22 protein-coding genes are annotated in these 23,018 nt (G+C 72.7%); 12 read left to right on the top strand and 10 right to left on the bottom strand.

Features of this window, described 5'->3' with window-relative positions:
• Nucleotides 1-99 precede the first annotated feature (99 nt).
• From ABD352_RS51710 to ABD352_RS51725, 4 genes are all read right to left on the bottom strand, one after another.
• A complete protein-coding gene (locus ABD352_RS51710; RefSeq protein WP_344620046.1) occupies nt 100-477 on the bottom strand; it encodes an STAS domain-containing protein in 378 nt (125 codons plus the stop codon).
• 214 nt (nt 478-691) lie between these two features.
• Nucleotides 692-1,264, bottom strand: coding sequence for an isochorismatase family protein (locus ABD352_RS51715; RefSeq protein ID WP_344620047.1), 573 nt, complete (start codon nt 1,262-1,264; stop codon nt 692-694).
• Entirely contained in the window at nt 1,261-2,547 is a 1,287-nt protein-coding gene (locus ABD352_RS51720; protein ID WP_344620048.1) for a nicotinate phosphoribosyltransferase, read from the bottom strand. Before ABD352_RS51720 ends, ABD352_RS51715 begins: the two co-directional genes overlap by 4 nt.
• Nucleotides 2,548-2,582: 35 nt before the next feature.
• Nucleotides 2,583-5,207 carry a LuxR C-terminal-related transcriptional regulator gene (locus tag ABD352_RS51725; protein ID WP_344620049.1) on the bottom strand — a complete coding sequence of 875 codons (2,625 nt, stop codon included), beginning with the start codon at nt 5,205-5,207 and terminating at the stop codon, nt 2,583-2,585.
• A 217-nt stretch (nt 5,208-5,424) separates the two neighbouring features.
• On the opposite strand from ABD352_RS51725, the gene ABD352_RS51730 reads away from it, so the two are divergent.
• From ABD352_RS51730 to ABD352_RS51755, 6 genes are read left to right on the top strand one after another with little or no spacing between them, the layout of a single operon-like run.
• Complete coding sequence (locus ABD352_RS51730) at nt 5,425-6,954, top strand: P-loop NTPase family protein (protein WP_344620050.1); 1,530 nt, start codon at nt 5,425-5,427, stop codon at nt 6,952-6,954.
• 15 nt (nt 6,955-6,969) lie between these two features.
• Nucleotides 6,970-7,266 carry an ATP-dependent Clp protease adapter ClpS gene (gene clpS / locus ABD352_RS51735; RefSeq protein ID WP_344620051.1) on the top strand — a complete coding sequence of 99 codons (297 nt, stop codon included), beginning with the start codon at nt 6,970-6,972 and terminating at the stop codon, nt 7,264-7,266.
• A 2-nt stretch (nt 7,267-7,268) separates the two neighbouring features.
• Nucleotides 7,269-7,763 carry a DUF2017 domain-containing protein gene (locus tag ABD352_RS51740; RefSeq protein WP_425553971.1) on the top strand — a complete coding sequence of 165 codons (495 nt, stop codon included), beginning with the start codon at nt 7,269-7,271 and terminating at the stop codon, nt 7,761-7,763.
• A 55-nt stretch (nt 7,764-7,818) separates the two neighbouring features.
• Nucleotides 7,819-8,310: a M67 family metallopeptidase gene (locus ABD352_RS51745; protein WP_344620052.1), complete on the top strand. Its 492-nt coding sequence runs from the start codon at nt 7,819-7,821 to the stop codon at nt 8,308-8,310.
• Between the two features lie 57 nt (nt 8,311-8,367).
• On the top strand, nt 8,368-8,679 hold the full coding sequence (locus ABD352_RS51750; protein WP_344620053.1) for a MoaD family protein: 312 nt from the start codon (nt 8,368-8,370) through the stop codon (nt 8,677-8,679).
• Between the two features lie 4 nt (nt 8,680-8,683).
• Nucleotides 8,684-9,634 (top strand): PLP-dependent cysteine synthase family protein, encoded by a 951-nt coding sequence (locus ABD352_RS51755; protein WP_344620054.1) that lies wholly within the window; start codon nt 8,684-8,686, stop codon nt 9,632-9,634.
• 413 nt (nt 9,635-10,047) lie between these two features.
• Here ABD352_RS51755 and ABD352_RS51760 read toward each other — a convergent pair whose 3' ends face one another.
• A complete protein-coding gene (locus tag ABD352_RS51760) occupies nt 10,048-10,398 on the bottom strand; it encodes a hypothetical protein (protein WP_344620055.1) in 351 nt (116 codons plus the stop codon).
• Between the two features lie 252 nt (nt 10,399-10,650).
• On the opposite strand from ABD352_RS51760, the gene ABD352_RS51765 reads away from it, so the two are divergent.
• From ABD352_RS51765 to rdgB, 6 genes are all read left to right on the top strand, one after another.
• Complete coding sequence (locus ABD352_RS51765) at nt 10,651-11,403, top strand: MBL fold metallo-hydrolase (RefSeq protein ID WP_344620056.1); 753 nt, start codon at nt 10,651-10,653, stop codon at nt 11,401-11,403.
• Nucleotides 11,404-11,470: 67 nt separating this feature from the next.
• Nucleotides 11,471-12,619: a glycosyltransferase family 4 protein gene (locus tag ABD352_RS51770; RefSeq protein ID WP_344620057.1), complete on the top strand. Its 1,149-nt coding sequence runs from the start codon at nt 11,471-11,473 to the stop codon at nt 12,617-12,619.
• Entirely contained in the window at nt 12,616-13,728 is a 1,113-nt protein-coding gene (locus ABD352_RS51775) for a glycosyltransferase (RefSeq protein ID WP_344620058.1), read from the top strand. Before ABD352_RS51770 ends, ABD352_RS51775 begins: the two co-directional genes overlap by 4 nt.
• Complete coding sequence (locus ABD352_RS51780; RefSeq protein WP_344620059.1) at nt 13,725-14,561, top strand: SGNH/GDSL hydrolase family protein; 837 nt, start codon at nt 13,725-13,727, stop codon at nt 14,559-14,561. The genes ABD352_RS51775 and ABD352_RS51780 overlap by 4 nt, the downstream gene beginning before the upstream one ends.
• A gap of 25 nt (nt 14,562-14,586) precedes the next feature.
• Nucleotides 14,587-15,315, top strand: a complete 729-nt coding sequence (gene rph, locus ABD352_RS51785; RefSeq protein WP_344620060.1) for a ribonuclease PH — start codon at nt 14,587-14,589, stop codon at nt 15,313-15,315.
• Complete coding sequence (gene rdgB / locus ABD352_RS51790; RefSeq protein WP_344620061.1) at nt 15,312-15,908, top strand: RdgB/HAM1 family non-canonical purine NTP pyrophosphatase; 597 nt, start codon at nt 15,312-15,314, stop codon at nt 15,906-15,908. Before rph ends, rdgB begins: the two co-directional genes overlap by 4 nt.
• Nucleotides 15,909-15,994: 86 nt before the next feature.
• Here the strand turns inward: rdgB and hutH are convergent, their stop codons facing one another.
• The 5 genes from hutH to hutU are packed head-to-tail and all read right to left on the bottom strand — an operon-like array spanning nt 15,995 to nt 23,010.
• Nucleotides 15,995-17,515, bottom strand: coding sequence for a histidine ammonia-lyase (gene hutH, locus ABD352_RS51795; protein WP_344620062.1), 1,521 nt, complete (start codon nt 17,513-17,515; stop codon nt 15,995-15,997).
• Complete coding sequence (gene hutI / locus ABD352_RS51800; protein ID WP_344620063.1) at nt 17,512-18,681, bottom strand: imidazolonepropionase; 1,170 nt, start codon at nt 18,679-18,681, stop codon at nt 17,512-17,514. Before hutI ends, hutH begins: the two co-directional genes overlap by 4 nt.
• Complete coding sequence (locus ABD352_RS51805; RefSeq protein ID WP_425553969.1) at nt 18,678-20,135, bottom strand: formimidoylglutamate deiminase; 1,458 nt, start codon at nt 20,133-20,135, stop codon at nt 18,678-18,680. The genes hutI and ABD352_RS51805 overlap by 4 nt, the downstream gene beginning before the upstream one ends.
• On the bottom strand, nt 20,132-21,364 hold the full coding sequence (locus ABD352_RS51810) for an allantoate amidohydrolase (RefSeq protein ID WP_344620065.1): 1,233 nt from the start codon (nt 21,362-21,364) through the stop codon (nt 20,132-20,134). The genes ABD352_RS51805 and ABD352_RS51810 overlap by 4 nt, the downstream gene beginning before the upstream one ends.
• Nucleotides 21,361-23,010: a urocanate hydratase gene (hutU, locus tag ABD352_RS51815; RefSeq protein WP_344620066.1), complete on the bottom strand. Its 1,650-nt coding sequence runs from the start codon at nt 23,008-23,010 to the stop codon at nt 21,361-21,363. The genes ABD352_RS51810 and hutU overlap by 4 nt, the downstream gene beginning before the upstream one ends.
• Nucleotides 23,011-23,018 lie beyond the last annotated feature (8 nt).

Raw genomic sequence — 23,018 nt, forward strand, 5'->3', positions numbered from 1 at the left:
GAATGGAGCGCCACCGCCGGGGTGTGTGCGGGGCGCTCCATTCCGTTGTCGTCAAGAGGTCCGGCCGAAGCCGGGGAGAGAACTACTGAAGGTGACCGGTCAGGCGGGCTGGGTCACGCCGCGCTCACGCGGCGAGGGCAGCCGTCCGGACACGGTGCCGGGCGGGATCGGCACGCCGAGGATGTCGCTCACGCCCACCACGGCGAAGAGGCGCGCGATGAACGGGTTAGGTCGGCGAATGTCGAGCTTGACGCCCATGCTGTGGCAGATGCGCTTGGCAACGACGAGGGTGCCGATGCCGGTGGAGTCGAGGAACGTGACCCCCGCGAGGTCGATGACGAGGAGGTCGATGCTTCCGTCGAGCACTGAGCTCACTGATGTGCGGAGCTCCTGAGCGGTCTCATAGTCGATTTCGCCACTCAGCGTCAGCACTGACTCCCGCTGATCCGAAGGGCGAGTCTCGATCGACAACTTCACGTGACCCTCCTGGTGCTGAGCCGTCCACCATGGACGACCCTTCGAGGTCCCGCAAGCGTAGCGAAGTCTAGCCAATTTCGCCACGCTCCGTGTAGGTGCTCCTTACGTAGTGACGTGAGAAGCCCTCACGTTGGTTTGCGGAACCGCTTGCCGGGATGACGGTACACGTCGGTTGTTACACGGCAAGTCCAGCCACGTGCCATCCGCCGGACGGTCAACTCCCCGCCACGACCGGTTCACCGACCAGGGTCACGCCGGCGTCGCGCAGCTCTACCAGGGCGGATTCGGTTGTGGCGGCCTGGACGCCGGCCGTCAGGTGCAGCAGCACGGTTGTAACAAAGCCCTCACGCACCGCATCGAGGGCGGTGGCGCGCACGCAGTGGTCGGTCGCGATGCCCACCACGTCGACGTCGGTCACGCCCCGCTCGCGCAGCCAGGCGGTCAGGCCCTCGCCGCCGGCCGAGCCCTCGAAGCCGGAGTAGGCGCCGCTGTACGACCCCTTCTCGAACACCGCCTCGACCTTGGACGTGTCCAGCGCCGGGTGGAAGCCCATGCCCTCGGTGCCGACCACGCAGTGCGCGGGCCAGGTGCTGACGTAGTCCGGGTGCTCGGCGAAGTGCGCGCCGGGATCGATGTGGTGATCCTGGGTGGCCACGACGTGGTCCCACGGCCCGGCGGCGAGCGCGCCGGTGATGGCCGCGGCGACCTTGGCCCCACCGGCGACCGCGAGCGACCCGCCCTCGCAGAAGTCGTTCTGCACGTCGACCACGATCAACGCCCGCGTCATGCCGAGCCTCCCGTAACGATCACCGGAACCGCCGGGTCGCCGGCGGAGAGCTTGAGCCCCTCCCAGGGGATGGAGATGAGGCACTGTCGCAGGTGCTCGCGCGACTCGGCAAGCGTCGGCAGGTCGGCCACCCGCTCGCCGCCGCGCAGGAGCGGCCGCTGCAGGGCCCGGTCGTGCGGCTTGGCCTCCGGCGTGCCGAGTGAGACGACGATCTCCTCGGTGGCGGTGCCGGTCGGCTTGTGCCGCCGCACCGCCGTCTTGCGCCCGCCCACCGTGCCCTTGTTCTCCGAGCGCTTCACCACCGGCCGGCCGTCGACCTCGACGAGCTTGTACACCAGGCCGGCCGTCGGCGCCCCCGAGCCCACGACCACCGCGGTGCCGGCCCCGTAGACGTCGACCGGCTCGGCGGCCAGGGCGGCGATCGCGTACTCGTCCAGGTCGCCCGAGACCACGATCTGGGTGTCGGTCGCGCCGAGGGAGTCCAGCAGCGCTCGCGACTCCGAGGCGAGCACCGAGAGGTCGCCGGAGTCGATGCGCACGGCCCGCAGGTCGGCGCCGGCCACCGCGATCGCGTTGCGGATGCCCTGCGCGATGTCGTAGGTGTCGACCAGCAGGGTGGTCTGCTTACCCAGGGTCGCCACCTGGGAGGCGAACGCCGCCTGCTCCGAGTCGTGCAGCAGCGTGAAGGCGTGGGCGGCGGTGCCGGTGGTCGGGATGCCGTAGCGCCGGCCGGCCTCGAGGTTGGACGTGAACGCGAAGCCGGCCAGGTATGCCGCCCGGGCCGCGGCGACCGCGGACTCCTCCTGGGTGCGCCGCGAGCCCATCTCGATCACGGCGCGCCCGCGGGCGGCGGTGACCATCCGGGCCGCGGCGGCCGCGATCGCGCTGTCGTGGTTGAGCACGGACAGGATCAGCGTCTCCAGGACCACGCACTCGGCGAACGTGCCGCTGACGGTCAGGATGGGGGAGCCGGGGAAGAACAGTTCGCCCTCGGCGTAGCCCTCGACCTCGCCGCTGAAGCGGTACTTCGCGAGCCACGCCGCCGTCGCCTCGTCCACGATGCCGCGGGAGGAGAGGAACTCGATCTCCTCCGGGCCGAAGCGGAACGACTCGATGAGGTCGATGAGCCGCCCGGTGCCGGCCACGACGCCGTAGCGGCGCCCGGTCGGCAGGCGGCGCGCGAACACCTCGAAGACGCAGCGCCGGTCAGCCGTGCCGTCGCGAAGGGCGGCGGACAGCATCGTCAGCTCGTAGTGGTCGGTCAGCAGCGCGCTACTCGTCACGGCTCCAACATATTCCACCCGTAATAGGACCCCGGTCACTCCTCCGGCGGCAGTGATCGCAGGGCGGCCGCGAGCTCCGCCCGGCCGGTCACGCCCAGCTTGGCGTACACCCGCATGAGGTGGTTGTCGACCGTACGGGAGGAGAGGTACAGCTGGTCGGCGATCTCCTTCGACGGCACCCCGGCCGCGGCCAGCCGCGCGATCTGCCGCTCCCGGCCGGTGAGCATCGGCTGCGGCACCACCAGGGCCGGCGTCACCGCGTTGGGGCACTCCGCGCGCAGCTCGGCCAGCCGCTGGGCGGCCCGCGGCGTCTGGGGCGAGCGGATGCCGCGCAGCAGCGTGACCGCGCCGGCGGCGGCCTCGGCGGCGTAGAGGTACAGCTCCAGCTCGGCCAGCTCCTCGGCCACCGCGAGCAGCGCGCCGCCGTCCTCCTCGGCCATCGCCCGCACGTGCCAGGCCATGGCCGGGGCGAGCCGGCCCTCCACCGTCGGCGCGACGGCCGCGATCCGCTCGTTCACCTCGGCGGCGAAGCCGAGCCGGCCGAGGTCGTAGAGCGCGAACATCTCGTGCGCGGCGAACCCGTCGCTACGGTTGCGGGCGGCCAGCAGGCGCAGCACCTCGGCCGCGGTGGCGATGTCCCCGGAGGCGACGGCGACCCAGGCCCGGGCCTCCTCCAGCCACGGATAGAGCACCTCCATGGAGCGGTAGTGCGCCTCCTCGGCCAGGGCGAAGGCCGTGGTCGCGGAGGCCGCGTCGCCCTGCAGGGCGGCGATGTGCGCCCGCTCGGCGTGGGCGAGGGCCACGAAGATCCGGCCCGTGGCGAGCATGGCGCTGGCCTGGCTGGCCGCCCGGCCGGCCTCGGACAGGTGCCCGCGCATCCGGGCCGCCTGGGCCCGCACGATCTGCAGGTAGCCGGAGCCGAGCAGGAAGTTGCCGGCGTCGGCCATGCCGGCGAACTCGGTGGCCACGATCGCGTCGACCGCGGCGAGGTCCGCGGCCAGGATCATGGCCGTGCCGCGGGCCAGTTCGATGCCCAGCTGGATGTACGGCACCTCAGCCCGCCACTGCGCGGCGTCTGCGTCGAGCAGGGCCATCGCCTTGACCGTCTGCACCGGCGTGCCCCGCATCGCCTGCAGGTGGCCCATGATGCTGCGGGCCAGGGCGCGCGGCCCGGGCGCGCTGGCCGGGCTGTCCAGCACCGTGCGGGCCAGGGTGAGTGCCTGGCCGTAGTCGCCGCGGTGCAGCCGCATGGTCGACTCGACCGACAGCGTGAGCGAGCGCTCCCGCAGGTCGGCGATCTTGTGCGCCTCGCGGTTCATCTCGTCGGCGGTGGAGGAGTCGCCCAGGCCCCACTGCGAGGTGATGTGCCGGATGGCCAGCCACCGGCTGCGCTGGGCCTCGTCGGTGATCTGGCCCTCGTTCTGGTCCAGGATCAGCGCGCCCTCGTCGGGGCAGGCGGCGAACATCAGGATGGTGGCCAGGGTCTCGGCGGCGTCGAACCCGCCGCCGGCCGCGACGGCGGCCTTGCCCAGCCGCATCGCCAGCGCCATGTCGTAGGTGGCGAAGGCCAGCCGGCAGGCGTTGAGCAGCAGGACCGGGTCGCGGGCGGTGTCGCTGTCCAGCCGCCAGACGGCGACGCGCAGCAGGTCGTCGCGGCGGCGGGCCCCGCTCTCTTCGACCAGCGTGGCCAGGTCGGCCAGTAGGCGCCGGAACCGGGTGACCGGGCAGCGGCGGCGCACGACCTCGCCGTACAGCGGATGCGCCAGCCGGACCGTGGTGCGCCGGTCCTCGACGACCACCCGCACCAGCTGCCGCTCCTCGGCGATCTCGACCGTGGCCAGGTCGGTCGCCTTGACCAGCAGCGGCAGGCCGATCGGCTCGCCGAACGCGACCAGCTCCAGCACCGCACGCTCCTGCGGGGTGAGCTTGCCGATGCGCGCGTCGACGACCTCGGTGAGCGTCGGGGCCAGGTCGACCTTGCCGGTCCAGCGCTGCATGCCGTAGCTCTCGATGATCTCGCCGGCCGAGTGCGCGGCGATCACCAGCTCGCGCAGCAGCAGGGCGTTGCCCTGGGAGAGCTGCTGCAGGCGGTCCACCGAGGCCGAGTCGACCGGGCCGCCGAGCACCTGCTGCAGCAGGTCGGAGGTCTCCTGCTGGGTGAGCGGGCCGAGCTCGATCCGCTCGACCAGGTCGTCCTTCCACAGCGCGGAGATCGGGTCGTGCACCGACTCGCCGGTACGCACCGTGCCGATCACGGTGGCGTTCTCGGAGCGGGCCACGTAGTACACCAGCGCGGCCGACAGCGGGTCGAGCAGGTGAGCGTCGTCGATCGCCACGACGATCGGGCGGCCGGCCGCCTGCCGGTGCAGCGCATCGACGGCCCAGCGCAGCAGCCCCGCCGGGGAGCCGCCGGCCGGCTGGTCGGGCGGGAGCACCTGGGCGAGCCCGCCGAGCGGGAGGCCGGCCGTGGCGGCGTTGGCGGTCGCCGTCCAAACCGCAAGTCTGTCCTGGTCAAGGGCTTGGACGCCCTCGCGCAGCAATCGGCTCTTGCCGATGCCGGGCGGGCCGCCGAGAATCAAACCGCGACCGGTGGCACCGGAGGCGGCCTCGGCTAGGCGGACCAGTTCTGCGTTTCTGCCGACAGAACTCCAGGGGGGCACCGTCGCAGCATATCGATAGGTCGATTACTGCGCGTACCCGCCGAAGCACCAACTTGAGTAGTGCGTTCGGTTCCAGTTGAGTACCAGCAACCCTGCTGTTGTAAGTGTCCGTTCACGTAGCGTTCCGATGCCCCATCCTGCGCGGCCCTGAGCTGCGCGCGGACGGATCTTCCCGGGCGAAGGCACACAACGCCGACGGTGCACAAGGAGGTCGCACATGGGCTTCGGGGTCATGCAGGCGCCGCTGATCGACCTGTCAATCATGTCGATGCCGAGCCAGACGGCTCGCACTAGCGGGAGTCCCGTGTCCATGCCGGTCCGCGGCAGCCGGAGCCACCGGCCGCCGATCGCCCCGTCCCAGCCGTCCCACCGCCGTCACGCCGTCGTCGCGGGCACCTCCGGCGCGGGGAAGACCGCGCTGGTCAATGCGCTGATCCGACGTACCGACGAGGCCCATGCCGACGCGGGGGACGCCTGGCTGGTGTTCCGCCCCGGCGAGCGCCCGGACGCCTGGGCCTTCGTGCCCGGGCACCGCGAGGCGCGGCCGTTCCCGGACCTGAGCTCGGTGAAGGGCCCGATCCGGCCGGCCCGCCGGATCGAGATCACCCATCCCTCGCCCCTGCTCGATCGGCTCGCCTTGATCGACACGCCCGGCGGCGGGTGTGCGGACGCGGCCACCGCCGAGATCGTGCTCGCCGCCGCCGCCGGCGGCCTGGGTCTGGTCTTCGTCATCGACGCCGCCGCCCCGCTCGGCCGGGCCGAGCTGGACCTGCTGGGCGCCGCGGCCGCCCGGGTGGACCGGATCGCCTTCGTGCTCACCCGCATCGACCAGCACGACGAGTGGATCGAGATGCTCGCGACCAACCGCGCGCTGCTCGCCTCGCGGGGCCCGCGGCTGGCCACCGCGCCCTGGTTCCCGATGTCGCTGGAGCCGGACGGCGTCTTCGGCGTCGCCGAACTGCGCCACGAGCTGGAGACCTGGGCCCAGGAGCACGCCTCGGCCGGCGAGCCCGCCGGTGCCCGGTCCGGTGCGGTGACCGCGGCCACCGTGTCCGAGGCCGGCGACGCCTGGGAGGCGCAGCTCGACCGCGAGATCCAGGCCCGCCGGCTGGCCGCCGTGGAGCGCGTCTCGATCGACCTGGCCACCATCCACGTGCGCTGCGTGCAGGAGCTCGGCTCCGGCAAGGGCTGCCCCGAGCTGCCCCGCGTGCTCGACCGGGAGCTGCACGCGTTGTCCCTGCGCAGCAGCCGCCAGCTGCGCGCCGACACCCGCGAGGTGATCGGCGCCGTCTTCGGCGCGCTGCTGGACACCCCGCCCGACGAGGCCGTGCTGGCCCGGGTGGCCACGGCCGCCCGCCGGGTGGTCGACGGCCAGAGCGACGACGACCAGCAGCGCGACCGCGCGCTGCTGGTCACCACCACCTCCGGCGTGGCCGCGCTGACCGGAGCCGGCGCGCTCGACAGCCTCTCCGCGATCGGAGGGGACGGCGACGACGCCGAGCAGGTGGTCTCCCCGGTCGGCATCGGGCTCAACGCCGGGTCCTACGCCATGTGGCAGCCCAAGCACGCGCCGGGTGGGCCGCCGAAGATGCCGGACAAGAAGGACTGCCGGCGCTGGCTCCAGCACGCCCTGCGCGAAGTCGAGGTCGAGCTCGGTCATGAGCTCGGCGCGCGCTACGCGGAGCTGCGCCAAGCGCTGGCCATCGTCGCGGGGGATGCGGTCGACCATGGCGTGCTGCTCGCTTGATGGCACCATGTTGGTATGGCGGCGCCGCAGGTCCTACCGATCGAAGAGACCCACGTCGAGGTTGACGAGGTGCCCCAGACCGACCGTCCGTGGGTGACTGTGGTCTGGAACGATCCCGTCAACCTCATGAGCTACGTGACGTGGGTCCTGCAGAAGCTGTTCGGGTACAACAAGGAAAAGGCCGAACGTCTCATGCTCGACGTGCATCACAAGGGCAAGGCGATCGTCACCAGCGGGGTCCGCGAGCGGATGGAGTACGACGCGTCCCGGCTGCAGGCGCATGGCCTCTGGGCGACGGTGGAGCAATCGTGAACATGTTCGTGCGCGCCGGCAGGGTGTGCGTGGCCCGGTTCGGTCCGGGCGAGGCGGCGGTCCTCAACGAGGTCATGCTCGAGGTGATCACGCTGCTGTCGGAGGGCTTCGACCGCACCGACCCGGTCATCGAGCGGCTGTTTCCCGACGTGTACCGGGACGACGCCGCCCTGTCCGCGGAGCTGCGCCGCTACACCGAGGATGACCTGCGCTCGGCCAAGCTGGAGCAGGCCGCCATGCTGCTCGACGGCCTGCCCGTCGAGGGCGGCGAGGTGGCGCTCGACGAGGAGCAGGCCGAGGCCTGGCTGAGGGCCCTGACCGACGTGCGGCTCACCCTCGGGCTGCGGCTCGGCATCGTCGACGACGACGTCGACATCGAGACGGAGCTCGACGAGGCGATCATGAAGGACCCGACGTCGGCCCGGGTCGGGCAGCTCTCCGTGTACCAGTACCTGACCTATCTCCAGGAGTCGCTCGTCGGCGCCCTCATGGGGTGATGGCGTGAGGGCGGTCACGGGCGGAGCTCGCTCGGGTTTCGGTAGGCTGTCTGTCGTGCTGACCATCGACGCCGTGATCCTCGACGCGATCGTCGCGCACGCGCGGCGGGACCACCCGGACGAGGCGTGCGGGATCGTCGCGGGCCCGGCGGGCTCGGACCGGCCGGACCGGCACGTGCCGATGGAGAACGCCGCCCGGTCCATGACGTTCTACGAGTTCGACTCCAAGGAGCAGCTGCGGCTGTGGCGGGAGATGGACGACGCCGACGAGGAGCCGGTCGTGGTCTACCACTCGCACACCGCGACCGAGGCCTACCCGTCCCGCACGGACGTCTCCTTCGCCGGCGAGCCGAACGCCCACTACCTGCTGGTCTCCACCCGCGATCCCGAGGTGACCGAGGTCCGCTCGTTCCGCATCGTGGACGGGGTCATCACCGAGGAGCCGGTTCAGGTAGTGAATGCAGTCGTGGATCCGAATGCCGTCCAGAAGTACCTCTTCGGGCAGAGCCCGGCGACCGTCGACTACGAGTGTCAGACCGGCAGCTGATAAGCGCCGTCCGTCATCCGTCCGTCCGTCGTTTTCCGAGGTCTTTGAGGAGTAATCATGGCTATCGAGGTTCGCATCCCCACCATCCTGCGCAGCTACACCGGCGGCGCCAAGACCGTCGAGGGCTCCGGCGACACCATCGCCGACCTGCTGGCCGACCTGGACTCGCGCCACGCGGGGCTGAAGGACCGCCTCATCACGGGCGAGGGTGGCCTGCACCGCTTCGTCAACGTGTACATCAACGACGAGGACGTCCGCTTCCTCGGCGCGCTCGACGCGAAGCTCAGCGACGGTGACTCGGTGACGATCCTGCCCGCCGTCGCGGGCGGCGCGTTCGCGTTCGCCGCCGCTCACGCCCTCCGGGGCTGACCGCGTGGCGCGCTACGAGTCCCTGCTCGACGCGTGCGGAAACACGCCGCTGATCGGTCTGCCCCGGCTCTCGCCGAGCGCCGACGTGCGGCTGTGGGCCAAGCTCGAGGATCGCAACCCGACGGGAAGCGTCAAGGACCGCGTGGCGCTGTGGATGGTGAAGGCGGCCGAGGAGTCCGGCCGCCTCCGCCCGGGCGACACGATCATCGAGCCGACCAGCGGCAACACCGGTATCGCGCTGGCGATGGTGGCGAAGCTGCGGGGCTACCGGCTGGTCTGCGTCATGCCGGAGAACGTCTCCGCCGAGCGCACGTCCATCCTGCGCATGTACGGCGCGGAGATCATCTTCTCGCCGGCCGCCGGCGGCTCCAACCGGGCCGTGGCGGTGGCCAAGGAGATCGCGGCCGAGCACCCCGACTGGGTGATGCTGTACCAGTACGGCAACGAGGCCAACGCCCGGGCCCACTACGAGACGACCGGCCCGGAGATCCTGCGCGACCTGCCGGGTATTACGCACTTCGTGGCGGGCCTGGGCACCACGGGCACGCTCATGGGCGTGGGGCGCTACCTGCGCGAGAAGGTCGAGGACATCGAGGTCATCGCCGCCGAGCCGCGCTACGGCGAGCTCGTCTACGGCCTGCGCAACCTCGACGAGGGCTACGTGCCGGAGCTGTACGACGCGACGGTGCTCACCCGGCGCTTCTCGGTCGGCACGCGCGACTCGGTGCTGCGGACCCGGCAGCTGGTCGAGGTCGAGGGGATGTTCGTCGGCTTCTCGACCGGGGCCGTGCTGCACGCGGCCCTGGCGGTGGCGCACCAGGCACTCAAGGCCGGCAAGCGGGCCGACGTGGTGTTCCTGGTGGCGGACGGGGGATGGAAGTACCTCTCGACCGGCGCGTACGGCGGGACCTTGGCCGAGGCGGAGAGCGCCCTCGAGGGCCAGCTCTGGGCCTAGCGGCGGCGCGGAACGGGCGCGCGGCTCGGGGATGTCCGACATGTCGGGCACTCCGTGCCGCGACATGTCGCATTTATACCCCGACGGGCGTCCCGGTGGCCTTGTCCGACATGTCGGGCGCTGGCGCGCCACGACATGTCGGATTTATGCCCTGACGGGCGACTCGCCAGAGAGAATCCCCTGTCGGGGTATAAATCGGATAAGTCGTGGCGCGCCAGCGCCCGACTTATCCGGGCTGATCTTGGCGTGGGAGTCGTCGCGGGTCTGGCACGGCGGCGCTGGCAGGGAGGCCCCCCAGGGGCCGACCGGTTCGCCCAGTCTGGCTCGATGCGGCTTCGCGCTGATCGACCCAGACCAGGCGCTGACGGGAGCGACGGTGCCCTGGTTGCGCGGGCCGGAGTCCCAAAAGGCCTTCAGAGGCCCGTCACGATCCAACCGATCAGCAGGCTCACGGAGGCGACACCCAGCAGCGCGAACGGCAGGCGCCGGCGGTGAACGCTCGCGAACGCCCCGATCGTGCACGCCAGCCCCAGCAGGCCGATGGTGACGACGGTGGGGGCGTACCAGCCGCGGTACTCCGCCACGAGGCCCACGAACGCCCGCAGGGCCACCGCCATGCCCCCGAGGCCCAGCGCGGCCGCCCAGGCGCAGACGGCGGCGATCTGGCGGTTGGCGGGGCGGGGGTCGGCCTCGGTCGGCAATCGGAACGCGTCCGGCAGTTGGCGGCGGAGTTGCTTGACGCGCTGGGAAACGTCGACCGACACGGTGCCTCCTGAAGAACCTGGCTCACTGGGTGCAACGAGCGGGGTAGCTGAGCGTGACGCAACCGTGTCACCTTGGCGACATCTGGCGTCCGATCATTCAGCCTGGGCTGCCAGTCCGGCGTAGGCTGCGCAGCGTGACGGCCCATGCCGTGCCCTACAACGGCCGGCCTGGCGATTGGATCTATCCTCACCTGACCGGTGCGATCCACAGATTCGGACGAAGACGGGAGTCGGCGGGTTGAGGGCAGCACAATGAGGCTTACGGTTCTCGGCTGCGCCGGCAGCTTCCCGGGCCCGGAAGCGCCCTGCTCCGCCTATCTGGTCGAGGCGGACGGCTTCCGTCTGCTGGTCGACTTCGGCCCCGGCTCCATGTCGAGCCTGCAGCGCTACGGCGGGCTGTACTCGATCGACGCCATCCTGCTGTCGCACCTGCACTGCGACCACATGCTCGACGCCTGCTCGTACATCGTGGCCCGGCACTACGGCCCGGCCGGCAAGTATCCGCCGCTGCCCGTCTACGCCCCGGTCGCCGCGCCCGAGCGGATCGCCTCGGCCTACGGCGGGGAGAACGAGCCGCTCTCGCTGGCCGACGTCTACACCTTCTACGCCCTGCAGCCCGGCAGCTTCCCGATCGGGCCCTTCCAGGTCACCGTCGATCGGGTCAACCACCCCATCGAGACGTACGGCGTCCGGATCGAGCACGGCGGCAAGGTCCTCACCTACTCCGCCGACACCGCTCCCTGCGAGGCGCTGATCCGGCTGGCCCAGGGCGCCGACGCGTTTTTGTGTGAGGCAAGTTACCTCGACGGCGTCGACAACCCGCCCGACTTGCATCTCACGGGCAGGGAGGCCGCCGAGCACGCGACCAAGGCGGGCGTGGGACGGCTGCTGCTCACGCACCTGGTGCCGGCGTGGGGGAGCGAGGCATTGACGCTGGAGGCGGCCTCGGGAGCGTTCGCCGGGCCGATCGATGTCGTCCGACCAGGCGCTCGGTACGACATTTAGGAACCCGTTTGCCGTTTGGCCAACATATCGTGGCCGCATGCATGGACACCCCCCTCATGGTCATGGCATGCGGATCGCGATCGTCACCGAATCGTTCCCGCCCGATGTGAACGGTGTGGCCCACTCCGTCGTCCGGGTCGCCGAACATCTCGTCGCGCGTGGCCACGAGCCGCTCGTGATCGCGCCTCAGCCGTCGTCCGGGGCGCGATCGGTCACCGGCTCGTTCCCGTACCAGATCATCCGGGTTCCGTCAGTGGCGACGCCCGGGTACGGGAGCTTCCGGCTTGGCCTGCCCAGCCCTCGGCTGGCCGCCGCGCTGAAGGCCCATCGCACCGACCTCGTCCACCTGGCCAGTCCGTTCGTGCTCGGCGCGCGCGGCATGACCGTGGCCTCGTCGCTCGGGCTGCCCACCGTGGCGGTCTACCAGACGGACGTCCCGTCCTACGCCCGCCTCTACTACAAGTCGAACCTCGGCGAGTCGGCCGCCTGGCGCTGGCTGCGGCGCATCCACAACGCCGCCGACCGGACCCTGGCCCCCTCCACCGCGGCCGCCACGGCGCTGCACAGCCACGGCATCGAGCGCGTCTGGCTCTGGCGCCGGGGCGTCGACGCGGCCCGGTTCGACCCGGGCCACCGCTCGGCCGCCCTGCGCCGCGCGGTCGCCGCCGACGGGCAGGTCATCGTCGGGTACGTCGGCCGCCTCGCCGTCGAGAAGCGGGTCGACCTGCTTGCCTCGGTCAGCCGCATCCCCGGCGTCCGGGTGGTCGTCGTCGGCGACGGGCCGGCCCGCGCGAACCTCGAGCGGGCGATGCCGGAGGCGGTGTTCCTCGGCGAGCGGCGCGGCGCCCAGCTGGCCCGGATCTTCGCCAGCCTCGACCTCTTCGTGCACACCGGCCCGTTCGAGACCTTCGGCCAGACCATCCAGGAGGCCCTCGCCAGCGGCGTGCCGGTGGTCGCCCCCGCCCAGGGCGGCCCGCTCGACCTGGTCGACGACGGCCGGACCGGGCTGCTCGTGCCGCCGTGCGACGCCGCCGCGCTCGTCGACGCGGTCGCCTCGCTGGTCAACGACCGGGAGCGGCGCCAGGCCATGGGCGTCGCGGCCCGGGTCGCCGTCGCCTCGCGCACCTGGGCGGCGGTCGGGGACGAGCTGATCAAGCACTACGTGGACGTGCACTCGGGGGGCGTGGCCACCCGGTCCGTACCGATCCCGGCATGACCTCACGGATCGTGCGGCTGGCGAACTTCGTCATGCCGCGCTCCGGGGGGCTGCGAACGGCGCTCCAAGCCCTCGGCGAGGGGTACCTCGCCGCGGGCCATGAGCCGATCCTCATCGTCCCGGGGTCCGTCTACTCCGACGAGGCGACCGGGCAGGGCCGGGTGATCACGATCCCCGGGACGGTCGTGCCCGGCACCGGCGGGTACCGCGTCCTGCTGGCCCGCCGCCGCCTCATGAAGCTGCTCGAGCGCCTCGAGCCCGACCGGCTGGAGGTGTCCGACCGGTTCACGCTGCGCTGGACCGGCCGCTGGGCCCGCGAGCGCGGCATTCCGGCGGTCATGGTGTCCCACGAGAGCCTCGCCGGGCTGCTCACCTTCGCCGGCCCGCTCGGCAACCCGTGGGCCGACCTGCTCAACTCCCGCAGCTTCCGCTCGTACGACCGGATCGTGTGCACCACCAGCTGGGCCGCCGCCGAGTTCCGCCGCATCGGGGCCGAGAACATCAGCCAGGTGCCGCTCGGGGTCGATCTCGAGCTGTTCAACCCGTCGCGGTACGACGACTCCCTGCGTGCCCGCTACGCCGAGCCCGGCCAGGTCCTGATCGTGCACTGCGGCCGTCTGTCGTCGGAGAAGCGCCCCGAGCGCTCCGTCGAGGCCCTCGTCGCCCTGCGCAAGCGGGGCATCGACGCGGTGCTCGTGATCGTCGGCGACGGCCCGCTCCGCGCCCGGCTGCAGGAGCAGGCGCACGGCCACCCGATCCGCTTCATGGAGTTCGTGGCGGAGCGCACCGCCGTCGCATCGTTGCTCGCCACCGCGGACGTCGTCATCGCACCCGGCCCGATCGAGACCTTCGGGCTGGCCGCGCTGGAGGCGCTCGCCTGCGGCACGCCCGTCGTCGTGGACGCGGCGTCCGCGCTACCCGAGGTGGTCGGCGCCGCCGGCGTCGCCGTCACCAATGACTTCGCGGGAGGTGTACTCCAGGTGCTCACCCGACCGGCAGCCGCGCGTCGCGCCGACGCCCGGGCTCGCGCTGAGCAGTTCTCGTGGCCGGCCGCCGTCGCCGGCTTCCTCGCCGTCCACCACTCGTCGTCGACGGTGGCCGTGCGATGACGGTGTTCACTGCCCTCGGTGACTCGACCACCGCGGGCTACGGGGACAGGGTCAAGGGCGCCTGGCGGGGCTGGGCGCCGATCTTCGCCGCGGCCCTCGGCGTCAAGCTGCACAACCTCGCCACCAGCGGCGCCCGGGCGGCCGACCTCGAGCGCGACCAGCTGCCGAGGGCGCTCTCCGTGGCCCCCGACCTGGCCGCCGTGCTCATCGGCACCAACGACACGCTGCGGGACCCATTCGACTCCGCCCGCTTCGCCGGGCACCTCGAGCGCACCGTCGCCGCCCTGCGCGGCGCCGGCGCCGAGGTGCTCACCATCCGGCTGCCCGACCCGGGCCGGATGTTCGGCCTGCCCGGCTCCCTCGCTCGGCCCCTGGCCCGGCGCATGGCCGAGATCAACGAGGCCGCCGACCTCGTCGCCGCCCGCTACGACACCGTGCACTTCGACGCGGCGGGCGACTCGGACTCGTACGACCGGCGAATGTGGAGCGTCGACCGGCTCCACCCCAGCGAGCGCGGGCACCGGTTCCTCGCCTGCTCGTACTTCGACCTGCTGGACAAGCGAGGCGTGCTCGAGCGCCTCGGGCTCCCCGGCCCGTCGTCGGGCCGCCCCTCGCCCGAGCCCAGCAGCCCGCCGCCGACCCTCGGCGCCCAGGCGTTCTGGATGGCCACCGCGGGCTCCGCGTGGGTGATTCGCCGCTCCACCGACCTCCTCCCGGGCCTGCTCCGCCTCGCCTGGGCGGAGTGGCGCCACGGCTCGCCGGACCTCGACATCCTGGACCTCGAGCTCGGCTCGCCCGTGCGGCCCGACGAGGTACCGGGGAAGGTTGCGTAACCGTCCAATGACTAGGGTGGTCGGTATGGCTCGACCCGATGGACGCACACCCGACCAACTTCGACCTGTATCGATCACTCGCCAGTGGAGCATGCACCCGGAGGGGTCCGTGCTCGTCGAGTTCGGCAACACCCGGGTGCTCTGCACCGCCAGCGTCACCGAGGGCGTGCCCCGCTGGCGCAAGGGCTCCGGCCTGGGCTGGCTCACCGCCGAGTACGCCATGCTCCCGCGCGCCACCACCACCCGCAGCGACCGGGAGAGCGTCAAGGGCAAGATCGGCGGCCGCACCCACGAGATCTCCCGCCTCATCGGCCGCAGCCTTCGCGCCTGCATCGACCTCAAGGCCCTCGGCGAGAACTCCATCGTCCTGGACTGCGACGTCCTGCAGGCTGACGGCGGCACCCGCACCGCCGCCATCACCGGCGCGTACGTGGCCCTCCACGACGCCGTGCAGTGGCTCGCGGGCCAGCGCAAGCTCGCCGGCAAGCCCGCCGACGTCCTGCACCGCTCCGTCTCCGCCGTCAGCGTCGGCATCATCGGCGGCGAGCCCCGCCTCGACCTCTGCTACGAGGAAGACGTCGTCGCCGACGTCGACATGAACGTCGTGTGCACCGGCGCCGGCGACTTCGTCGAGGTCCAGGGCACCGGCGAGCAGAGCGTCTTCGCGCGCGCCGAGCTCGACGCCCTCGTCGACCTCGCCGCCACCGGCTGCGCCGAGCTGGCCGCGCTCCAGCAGAAGGCGATCGCCGGATGAAGCTCCTCCTGGCCACCCGCAACAAGAAGAAGCTCGTCGAGCTGCGCCGCGTCCTGGAGTCCTCCGCCCCGCACGTGGAGCTGCTGGGTCTCGATGACGTGGAGACCTACCCGGAGGCGCCCGAGACCGGGCTTACCTTCGAGGAGAACGCCCTCCTCAAGGCGAGGGAGGCCGTCCAGTACACCGGGCTGCCCAGCGTCGGCGACGACTCGGGCCTGGCCGTGGACGCCCTGAACGGCATGCCGGGCGTCTTCTCGGCCCGCTGGTCGGGCCTGCCCAGCGGCGCCCCCGACCGCGACGGCGCCAACCTGCGCCTGGTCCTCGCCCAGCTCGGCGACGTCCCGGACGAGCACCTGGGCGGCGCCTTCGTCTGCGCCGCCGCCCTGGTGTACCCGGACGGCCGCGAGGAGGTCTTCCGGGGCGAGGTCCGGGGCCACCTGATCCGCGCGCCGCGGGGTGAGGGCGGCTTCGGGTACGACCCCATCTTCGTGCCCGACGGCCACACCGAGACCACCGCCGAGCTCTCGCCCGAGGGCAAGGACGCCATCAGCCACCGCGGCAAGGCCTTCCGGGCCCTGGCGGCGAACCTGTAACCACGCCGCCCGCCCGCCGATCTCTTCTCGGCGGGCGTGGCGGGCGTGTCCCTGCCCGTGCCGCGCGGCTTCTCGCGGCGGCCGCCTCAGGACAGGGGGCCGGCCGTGGCCTCGATCTCCCTTCGCAGGTCCCGTGACCACACCAGGGCGCGGGCGGCCTCCATCACCGGGGCGAGGAACACGTCCGGGCCCGGGGTGCCGGCGAACCGCTCGACCGTCGCCACCGCGAGCCGGCCGGCGGGCGACGGCTGGAGCGGGGCCCGCAGCTGGATGCCCCGGACCGCCGAGATCAGCTCGACCGCCAGGATGCTGCAGAGGTTGTCCAGGACGGTGCGCAGCTTGCGGGTCGCCGCCCACCCCATCGAGACGTGGTCCTCCTGCATGCCCGACGTCGGCAGCGAGTCCACGCTCGCCGGCGACGCCAGCCGGCGGTTCTCGGCGACGATGCCCGCCGCCGTGTACTGCGCGATCATCAGCCCCGAGTTCACGCCCGCGTCCGGCGTCAGGAACGGCGGCAGGTCCCGCGACCGGCTCACGTCGAGCAGCCGGTCGACCCGCCGCTCCGCGATCGCCCCGACCTCGGCCGCCGCGATCGCGAGGTAGTCGGCGGCGAACCCGAGCGGCGCCCCGTGGAAGTTGCCGGTCGACTCCACCCGGCCGTCGGTGAGCACCACCGGGTTGTCGACGATCGAGCGCAGCTCCCGCCCCGCGACCGTCGCCGCGAACTCCAGCGTGTCCCGCGCGGCCCCGGCGACCTGCGGCGCGCACCGCATCGAGTACGCGTCCTGCACCGCATGCACCAGGTCGTCCCGGTGCGAATCCATGATCGGCGACCCCTGCAGCAGCCGGTGGATGTTCGCCGCCGACGCCGCCTGCCCGGGGTGCGGCCGGATCGTGTGCAGCTCCGGCATGAACGGCCGGTCCGAGCCGAGCATCGCCTCGATCGACAGCGCCGCGGTCACGTCCGCCATCGTGAACAGGTGCGCGGCGTCCTCGATGGCCATGAGCAGCATGCCGAGCATGCCGTCGGTGCCGTTGATGAGCGCCAGCCCCTCCTTCGACGACAGCTCGATCGGCGAGACGCCCGCGTCGAGGGCGCTGATCCGCGTGCCGTCCTTGCCCAGCACCCACCCCTCGCCGATCAGCACCAGCGCGCAGTGCGCCAGCGGGGCGAGGTCGCCGGACGCGCCGAGCGACCCGTGCTCGGGCACCCAGGGCGTGATGTCGGCGTTCAACAGCTCGACGAGCGCCTGCGCGACCTCGGGCCGTACCCCGGAGCGCCCCATCGCGAGCGACCGGATGCGCAGCAGCATCATCGCCCGGACGACCTCCCGGGGCATCGGCGCCCCGACGCCCGCGGCGTGGGACCGGATCAGCGCGTGCTGCAGCTCGGCCCTTCGCTCGGGCGCGATGAACGTGTTGGCGAGCGCCCCGAACCCGGTCGACACCCCGTAGACGGGCCGCCCGGCCCGCTCGATGTCATCGACGATCGCGCGGCTCGCGCGCATGGCGTCGAGCGCGTCCTGCGCGAGGGTCACCCGCGCGTTGCCCCGGGCGACCGCGATCAGGTCGCTGGGGCTGATGCCAGAGGCAGTGATGGTGATCAAACCAGCTCCCCATTGAGCACGACGGTACTTGTGAGCGGCACCCCGGGCCGGTAGGCCAGGTGCACGTGTGAGGGGGCGTCGAGCACGACCAGGTCGCCGCGTGCCCCGACGGTGAGATGCCCGACATCGCCGCGGCGCAGCGCCGCCGCCCCGCCGCGGGTGGCGGCGAGCACGGCCTCGGCCGGCGTCATCCCCATCTCGCGCACGGCGAGCGCGATGCAGAACGGCATCGACGTGGTGTACGACGACCCGGGATTGCAGTCGGTGGCCAGCGCGACGGTCGCCCCGGCATCGATCAGCGCCCTCGCCGGCGGGTACGGCGACCGCGTCGAGAACTCCGCCCCTGGCAGCAGCGTCGCCACGGTGGCCGAGTCGGCCAGCGCCGCGATGTCGGCCTCGGACAGGTGCGTGCAGTGGTCCGCCGAGGCCGCGTTGAGCTCGACCGCGAGCTGCACGCCGGGCCCCTGCGTCAGCTGGTTGGCGTGCACGCGCACACCCAGTCCGGCGTCCGCCCCGACGGTCAGGATCGCCCGCGAGTGGTCGGCGTCGAAGGCTCCGCGCTCGCAGAACACGTCGATCCAGCGCGCCCCGGCACCACACGCCGCCGTGAGCATCGGCCCGCAGATCAGGCTGACGTAGTCGTCGGCCCGGTCCGCGTACTCCGCCGGCACCACGTGCGCCCCGAGAAACGTCGTCTCGACCGTGAACTCCCGCGCGATCCGCAGCGACCGGGTCTCGTCCGCCACGCTCAGCCCGTACCCGGACTTGATCTCCATCGTCGTCGTGCCCTGCCGCAGCGCCTCGCCGCGCAGCCGGCCGACGTTGGCGCGCAGCTGCTCGTCCTCCGCCGCGCGAGTGGCCCCGACCGTGGTGCGGATGCCGCCCCCCGTGTACGGCTCCCCGCCCATCCGCGCCGCGAACTCGGCCGACCGGTCGCCCGCGAACACCAGGTGCGAGTGGCTGTCGACGAACCCGGGCAGCACCGCCGCCCCGTCGGCGTCGAGCCGCGCATCGGCCATCGGCGCGTCCTCGGGCCGCCCGATCCACTCGACCCGCCGGTCGTCGATCACGAGGGCGGCGTCGCGCCTTATGCCGAGCGGACCCTTGCCCCAGGCCGGATCCCCGGTGACCAGCTCGCCGATGTTGGTGACCAGCAGCGACCTCATCGCGTCGCCCCGATCCCTGTCTCACGGATGCCTCCGGCCTGCGGCGCCCCGGTTTCCGTCCCGCGGGCATCCTTTGCGTTGGCCTTCTCCGCCCGGGCTGCCTGCCCGTGGGTTGTCCTGGTCTGGCCGGTCGTGGGCATGGCCGCCAGCGCCTTGGTCAGGGCCGCTCCGACGTCGGGCGTGGCCAGGTGCACCCCGTCGCGTACGACCACGCGCCCGTCGATCACCACGTGGCGGACGTCGCCGGCGGTGGCCGCGAACCCGATCGCCGCCGGATCGCAGCCGGCCGTGCGGGGCGAGTCCAGCGCCACGGTGACCAGGTCGGCGCGGGCGCCGACCGCGATCGTGCCGGCGTGCGCCCAGCCCAGCGCGGCGTGCCCGGCGGCGGTGGCCGCGCCGAGCAGCTCGGCGCCGGTGAAGTGGCCGCGGTGCTCGGTGCGGAGGCGCTCGTGCATCTCCATCCCGCGCGCCTCCTCGAACAGGTCGATGACCGCGTGGCTGTCGCTGCCGAGGCTCAGCGGGCTGCCCCCGTCGGCGAGCGCCCGGGCCGGCCCGATGCCGTCGGCGAGGTCCCGCTCGGTGGTCGGGCAGAAGCACACCCCGGTGCCGGTGTCGCCGAGCTCGGCCCGGTCGGCGTCGGTCAGGTGCGTGGCGTGCACGGCCGTCACCCGCCCGCCGAGCAGCCCTCGGTCGGCGAGCAGCTCCGTCGGGGTGCGCCCGTGAACCGCCAGGCAGGCCTCGTTCTCGGCCCGCTGCTCCGACAGGTGCACGTGGGTCGGCATCCCCTCGGTGCGCGCCGCGAACTCGGCGAGCACGCCGGCCGGGACGGCCCGGACGCTGTGCGCCGCCGCGCCGATCCGCGCGTGGGGCCGGGCCCGCAGCCGGTCCACCCGGCTCGACCAGGCGTCGAACGATCCGTCGCCGAACCGCAGCTGCACGCCCTCGAGTGGCCGCCCGTCGACCCCGGCGGTCAGGTACAGCGTGTCGAGCAGCGTGATCCGGATGCCCGCGTCCGCAGCCGCCGCGATCAGCGCCTCGCCCATCGCGTTGGGGTCGGAGTACTTCCCGCCGCCCGGCGCGTGGTGCAGGTAGTGGAACTCCCCGACGCACGTGATCCCGGCGAGCGCCATCTCCACGTACACGGCGTGCGCCAGCGCGTGGTAGGAGTCGGGGTCCAGCGCGCCCGCCACCGCGTACATCTGGTCGCGCCACGTCCAGAACGTCCCCCGCCCCCGTTGTGTGCGCCCCCGCAGGGCCCGGTGGAAGGCGTGGGAGTGCGCGTTGGCCAGGCCGGGCAGGGTGACGCCCGGGAGCCGCACGGCACCGTCGGCTTCGGCCGCCTCCGCGGGCGTCCCCGGCCGCACGGTCACGAACCGGCCGCCGGCCAGCTCGAGCAGCACGTCGTCGGCGACGCCCGTCGGAAGCCAGGCGTGAGCGCAGTGGTACCGCGTCACTGACATAGCCGAGCCAGCAGATCGGTGAGCTTCTCCACCCCGACGACGCAGTCGGCGTCGGAGGCGGACTCCTGCGGGGCGTGCGAGATGCCGGTGGGGTTGCGCACGAAGAGCATCGCGGTGTCGACGTGGCCGGCGAGCACCCCGGCGTCGTGCCCGGCCCCGGTCGGCAGCACCGGCGCGTCCAGAACCGTCGCGGCCAGCCGGCTCACGTCCCCGGCGAACGCCACCTCGCCGGTCGTCGACTCGGCGGCCATGGCCACGTGCGTCCCGTCCAGCCGGGCCCGCTCCTCGGCCCGCTGATGGATCGCCTCCACCAGCTTCTGCAGGGTGTCGGTGTCGGCGGCCCGGGCGTCCAGCCAGGCCGAGGCCCGTGAGGCGATCGCGTTCGTGGCGTTGGGCGCGACGTCCACCCGGCCGACCGTCGCGTGCGCGCCGTGCGCCCGGGCTGCCTCGTCGCTGGCCAGCACCGTGTGCGCCAGGGTCAGCATCGGATCGTGCCGGTCCGACATCCGGGTCGTGCCGGCGTGGTTGCCCTGCCCGGTGAAGTCGAAGCGGTACCGCCCGTGCGGCCAGATCGAGCTGGCCACCCCGACCGGTGCGTCGAGGTGGTCGAGGGCCCGCCCCTGCTCGACGTGCAGCTCGACGAACGCCGCGATGCGGGCCAGTCGCTCGGGATCGGGGCCCAGCCGGTCGGGGTCGAGCCCGGCCCGGCTCATCACGTCGGCGAGCCACGTGCCCTCACGGTCGCGCAGCCGCAGTGCCTTGGCCGGGTCGTAGGCCCCGGTGAGCAGCCGCGATCCCAGGCACGGCACCCCGAACCGGGCGCCCTCCTCCTCGGTGAACACGACCACCGCCAGCGGCCGCGCCGGCGTCACGCCGCGCTCCCGGAGCCGGTCGACGGCGAGCAGCCCCGACACGACGCCCAGCGGGCCGTCGTAGCCCCCGCCGTGCGGCACCGAGTCCAGGTGGCTGCCGGTGACGACGGCACCCTCGCCCTCCGGGTCTCCCCACCAGGCCCACAGGTTGCCGTTGCGGTCGATCTCGACCTCGAGGTCGCGGTCCAGCGCCTCCTCGACGAACCACTCCCGGCAGACCAGGTCGACGTCGGTCCACGAGTGGCGCATGTACCCGCCGTCGTCGCCGGCCCGGCCCACCGGGCTCAGCGACCCCCACAGGGCGGCGAACCGCTCGGCGTTCATCGTGGTCGCCGTTGCGTTGTCGCTCATGACTGCTCCCGCATCGGTACTCGAAGGCCGGTCGCCTCGGCGACCTCGGACGCGTCTTCGTACCCGGCGTCGACGTGCCGCAGCACGCCCATCGCGGGGTCGTTGGTGAGCACTCGTGCCAGCTTCTGCGCGGCGAGCTCGGTGCCGTCGGCGACCGAGACCTGGCCCGCGTGGATCGACCGCCCGATCCCCACCCCGCCGCCGTGGTGGATCGACACCCACGACGCGCCCGAAGCGGTGTTGACCAGGGCGTTGAGCAGCGGCCAGTCGGCGATGGCGTCGGAGCCGTCGCGCATCGCCTCCGTCTCCCGGTAGGGCGAGGCGACGGACCCGGTGTCGAGGTGGTCGCGCCCGATGACGATCGGGGCCTCGATGGTCCCGTCGGCGACCATCTCGTTGAACCGCAGCCCCGCGCGGTCGCGCTCGCCCTGCCCGAGCCAGCAGATCCGGGCCGGCAGGCCCTGGTAGGCGACGCGCTCCTGCGCCATCGTGATCCAGCGCCGCAGGGACTCGTTCTCCGGGAAGAGCTCCAGGATCGCGCGGTCGGTGGCGGCGATGTCGGCCGGGTTGCCGGACAGCGCCGCCCATCGGAAGGGGCCCTTGCCTCGGCAGAAGAGCGGCCTGATGTACGCCGGGACGAAGCCCGGGAACGCGAACGCTCGATCGAAACCGCCGAGTTGTGCCTCACCCCGGATCGAGTTGCCGTAGTCGAACACCTCGGCCCCGCGATCGAGGAACCCGACCATCGCCTCCACGTGCCGGGCCATCGAGTGCCGCGCCCGGTCGGTGAACTCCTCGGGCTTCTTCGCCGCGTAGTCCGCCGCGTCCTCGGGCGCGATCCCGCTCGGCACGTACGACAGCGGGTCGTGCGCCGACGTCTGATCCGTCACGATGTCGGCGGCGACGCCCATCCGCAGCAGCTCGGGCAGCAGCAGCGCGGCGTTGCCCACGACCCCGACCGACAGGGGCCGCCGGGCGATCTGTGCCTCCACCGCGAGCCGCACCCCGGCCTCCAGGGAGTCGGCGATGACGTCGAGGTAGCGGGTGGCGACGCGGCGCTCCAGCCGGCCCCGGTCGACGTCGATGATGAGACAGGCCCCGCCGTTCATCGTGACCGCCAGTGGCTGGGCGCCGCCCATGCCGCCGCAGCCCGCGGTCACCGTCAGCGTGCCGGCCAGCGAGCCGCCGAACCGCTTCTCGGCCACCGCCGCGAAGGTCTCGTAGGTGCCCTGCAGGATGCCCTGCGTGCCGATGTAGATCCACGAGCCGGCGGTCATCTGGCCGTACATCGTCAGGCCCAGCGCCTCCAGCCGGCGGAACTCCGGCCAGTTGGCCCAGTCGCCGACCAGGTTGGAGTTGGCGATGAGGACTCGCGGCGCCCACTCGTGCGTCTGCAGCACGCCGACCGGGCGGCCCGACTGGACCAGCATCGTCTCGTCGGGGCCCAGCGTCGTGAGCGTGCGGACCAGCGCCCGGAACGAGGGCCAGTCCCGGGCGGCCTTGCCCGTGCCGCCGTAGACGACCAGGTCCTGCGGGCGCTCCGCAACCTCGGGGTCGAGGTTGTTCATGAGCATGCGCAGCGCTGCTTCCTGTTGCCAGCCTCGCGCCGTCAACTGGGTGCCCCGAGGGGCACGGACCGCTTCCATGGTTCTCC

The sequence above is a fragment of the Dactylosporangium salmoneum genome (assembly GCF_039532525.1).
Lineage (GTDB): Bacteria > Actinomycetota > Actinomycetes > Mycobacteriales > Micromonosporaceae > Dactylosporangium > Dactylosporangium salmoneum.